This is a genomic window from Vreelandella rituensis (genome assembly GCF_003336665.1).
In the GTDB taxonomy this organism is placed as follows: Bacteria; Pseudomonadota; Gammaproteobacteria; order Pseudomonadales; family Halomonadaceae; genus Vreelandella; species Vreelandella rituensis.
This window is the reverse complement of sequence record NZ_QPIJ01000105.1, coordinates 1-3713: the sequence shown is the minus strand read 5'-3', so window position 1 is coordinate 3713 and position 3713 is coordinate 1. Positions and strand designations below refer to the sequence as shown.

Annotated in this window: 3 protein-coding genes; 2 read left to right on the top strand and 1 reads right to left on the bottom strand. The window is 54.4% G+C overall.

Translation table 11 applies throughout. From position 1 onward, the window contains the following. Positions 1 to 312 precede the first annotated feature (312 nt). Complete coding sequence (gene ilvY, locus DU506_RS20510; protein ID WP_114488703.1) at positions 313 to 1230, bottom strand: HTH-type transcriptional activator IlvY; 918 nt, start codon at positions 1228 to 1230, stop codon at positions 313 to 315. A gap of 141 nt (positions 1231 to 1371) precedes the next feature. Between ilvY and ilvC the strand changes: the two genes are divergently transcribed. After that, positions 1372 to 2388 carry a ketol-acid reductoisomerase gene (gene ilvC / locus DU506_RS20505; RefSeq protein WP_114488702.1) on the top strand — a complete coding sequence of 339 codons (1017 nt, stop codon included), beginning with the start codon at positions 1372 to 1374 and terminating at the stop codon, positions 2386 to 2388. 150 nt (positions 2389 to 2538) lie between these two features. Beyond that, entirely contained in the window at positions 2539 to 3396 is an 858-nt protein-coding gene (gene pssA, locus DU506_RS20500) for a CDP-diacylglycerol--serine O-phosphatidyltransferase (RefSeq protein ID WP_114488701.1), read from the top strand. Positions 3397 to 3713: the final 317 nt, after the last annotated feature.

The following is a 3713-nucleotide window of genomic DNA, read 5'->3' as shown; positions in this document are numbered from 1 at the left end:
GGCATCAACGGCTGCTTGTTCTTTCCCAATACGAACACCGCCATGCGATCTCCTCCTAAACATTGCCCTTACGGGCCTGGTGACGCAGGTCTTCCAACCTGTCTCCCCTCGGGAATGTCTGCAACCGGCTCCTACCTTGTGGTAGCGATCAGAACCTTCGGCGCTTTACCTTTCACCAGCGTGATCCTGACCTTCCAGAGCGCCGAACTGAGCGAAGCATTCGGCGGTGGGTCTCGACGACCTATTGCAAACGTAGCGGGTTGGTTACCGCTTTCCCTGGTCAACCGGGCTTGCTGTCACAAGCCTCGTCCTTTAGGGCGAGGTAGTTGACGTTCGTTCACTGACTTCATCCCAGAGCGCTTGGGTCAGGGGGCTTTTCAAGCGGCGGTTTAGCACGCACAGCCCCACATCGTAGTGGGGGAGTTCGGGCTTAACCGCCAATATGCGTACCCGCTCGGCAAGGGGACTGTTATCCAACACAATTTTGGGAACCACACCTATGCCGAAGCCCAGCCCGACCATGCTGACGATGGCTTCGTGACCGGCAACCTGGGCATAAATGCGGGGAGTGATGCCTAGCGCCTTGAACCAAGTGTCGGCATAGTCCCGCGAAAGGCCGGCTTCGGAAAGAATCATGGGCACACCTTTCCATTGTGCCGGTGTGGGACTCTCCGGCGTGTCGGGCACCCAGTTCATGGCCGCCCCAGGCTTCGTGAAAGGGGCGATAAACACCAAAGGTGAGCGAGTCAAGGACTTGAAAGCCAGGGAGGGCGGAGGCACGCGCGGTCGTGGCGTAATCGCCATATCGTCGTCGCCTGCCAATACTCGGGCCATGGAATCTGCCGGGTCGCCGGTGTGAAGTTTCAATTCAATGCCGGGGTGCCGGCTGCGAAAGGCGCTGAGCAATTCGTAAAGAAAGCTGTAGCTGGCGGTCACCGAGCAATAAATGCTGATCTCGCCAGTGAGCTGAGTCGCTTCGGCAGCCAAGGTGTGACGCAGTGCCTCCCATTGCTCGAGTGTTTCCCGGGCGTAGCGTTGCAGAATCAGCCCCTGGCGAGTCAATGCCACATGACGGTTGTCGCGTTCAAAAAGGGGAGCGTCGAGCGCTTCTTCCAATTGCCGAATTGAGCGGCTCAAGGTCGAAGGGCTGACATGGCATAGCTCGCTGGCGCGGCCGAAATGCAGTGCTTCAGTCAGTGTCAGAAAGTGCTTGAGCTGGCGAAAGTCCATGGAAATCCACGTTGAGGTTATGTGTTTCATATTATGCAATACAACGTTTCAAATATAGCGTTTTACGCAATAACCTGGCTGGCGTAGAGTTGGGCTCAGCGGCGTTACGCCTAGTATCAAACCACCTGTCCGGAGCACATCATGCGCGTTTTTTATGATAAAGATTGCGACCTTTCGTTGATTCAAGCCAAGAAAGTCACCATCGTCGGTTACGGCTCTCAGGGACATGCCCATGCCAACAACCTGAAAGAATCCGGCGTTGACGTGACGGTTGCTCTGCGTAAAGGCTCTTCTTCCGCAGCCAAGGCTGAGGCGGCGGGTCTCAAGGTGGCCACTGTGCCTGAGGCCTGCAAGACCGCTGATGTGGTGATGATGCTTGCACCGGATGAAAATCAAAAAGCGATTTACGAGCAGGAAATCGAGCCGAACCTGAAAGAAGGCGCTACCTTGGCTTTCGCTCACGGTTTCAATATTCACTATAACCAGATCGAGCCGCGTAAAGATCTCGACGTCATCATGATCGCACCTAAGGCGCCGGGCCATACCGTGCGTTCCGAGTTCGTCAAGGGTGGCGGTATTCCTGACCTGATCGCTATCCACCAGGATGCTTCCGGTAAGGCCAAGGAGCTTTCACTGTCTTACGCCGCCGGCGTGGGTGGTGGGCGTAGCGGTATCATCGAGACAACTTTCAAGGACGAAACCGAAACCGATCTGTTCGGTGAGCAAGCCGTGCTGTGCGGTGGTGCGGTAGAGCTGGTCAAGGCCGGTTTCGAAACGCTGACTGAAGCAGGTTATGCGCCCGAAATGGCTTACTTTGAGTGTCTCCACGAACTCAAGCTGATTGTCGACCTGATGTACGAAGGCGGCATTGCCAACATGAACTACTCCATCTCCAATAATGCGGAGTATGGAGAGTACGTGACCGGCCCTGAAATCATTAACGACCAGTCACGTGCCGCGATGCGCAATGCGCTCAAGCGCATCCAGACCGGTGAATATGCAAAAATGTTCATCAATGAAGGTAACAGCAACTATCCTTCGATGACCGCTCGCCGCCGTCTCAATGCAGAGCATGACATTGAGCAGGTCGGTGCCAAGCTCCGCGGTATGATGCCGTGGATTGCCGCGAATCAGTTGGTAGACAAATCCAAGAACTGATTTTCAGCAATCTGAGCTAGTGGCGGACAAGGGCGCGATTTATCGTGCCCTTGTTGCGTTTGTTCAGGCGTGTACTTCCTGCATCAATCTCACCGTGTAGAATGAAATCCATCACTGCTATGGTGAGCTCATTTTAAATGGACGGCACGTATGACTCAGGAACCTCGTAATACGGAACAAGAACCCGGCGCTGATCGCGATACAGACAAGCAGGACGCGGTGGGGGGTAATGAAGACCTGACAGCAGCTTTTCTACGCGAGACAGAAGTTATCGAAGAATCCGTCGAGGATGGGAAGAAGGTGCGTCGCAAGGGCATCTATTTACTACCTAACCTCTTCACTACCTCCGCACTTTTCTCGGGTTTTTTTGCTGTGGTGGCGGGTATCAATGGTGATTTTGCCGCTGCCGCCGTGGCTATCTTCATCGCGATGGTGCTGGATGGGCTGGATGGTCGAGTGGCACGCATGACCAACACCCAAAGTGCCTTCGGTGCGGAATACGATAGTCTATCGGATATGCTTTCTTTTGGAGTGGCGCCTGCGCTGGTGGCATTTACCTGGATACTGCAGGATATCGGTAAGACGGGTTGGGTCGTGGCCTTCTTGTATGTTGCCTGTGCCGCGCTGCGCCTGGCACGTTTCAATGTTCAGATCGGCAGTACTGACAAACGGTGGTTCATTGGCTTGCCCAGCCCTTCTGCTGCGGCCTTGATAGCGGCTTGTGTCTGGACGTTTCACCATTTCGATGCCGATGCACTGGGTTTCAAGCTGTTGATGCTGTTTGTTGTGGCCGCTGCAGCTGTCCTGATGGTGACTAATATTCGCTATTACAGCTTCAAGGATGTCGATCTCAAAGGGCCGGTACCCTTTGTGGTGCTATTGGCAGTAGTGATTGGCTTCGTCGTGATTTCGATCGAGCCTTCCGTCATGCTGCTTCTGCTTTTCGCGGCTTACGTAGCCTCGGGGCCGGTATTGGCGATAATGCGCAAGGCAAAAGCTAAAAATTGAAGTTTTTTACACTCAGGGCTTGCCAGTGTCCCGGTCAGGCGGTAGAGTACGCATCCGCTGCCGGGAACGCCAGGCGTTTCCAGCGGTGAATGAGGTTGAAAAACCTCGGTTTTTCATAGGGTTAGCGGTTTCGAGGTCAGGCCACACGGCATCGAAATTACCCATTGACAACCACCCGGGAAGGCGTAGAATACGTTTCCTCGCTGAGGCCAAACGGTTACGGTCTCGCGACAGCTCTTTAACAATTGATCAGGTAATTCATGTGGGCGCTTGCCGATGAGGGTGACAATGTCACCGAAAATCAAGGCAAGCGACTC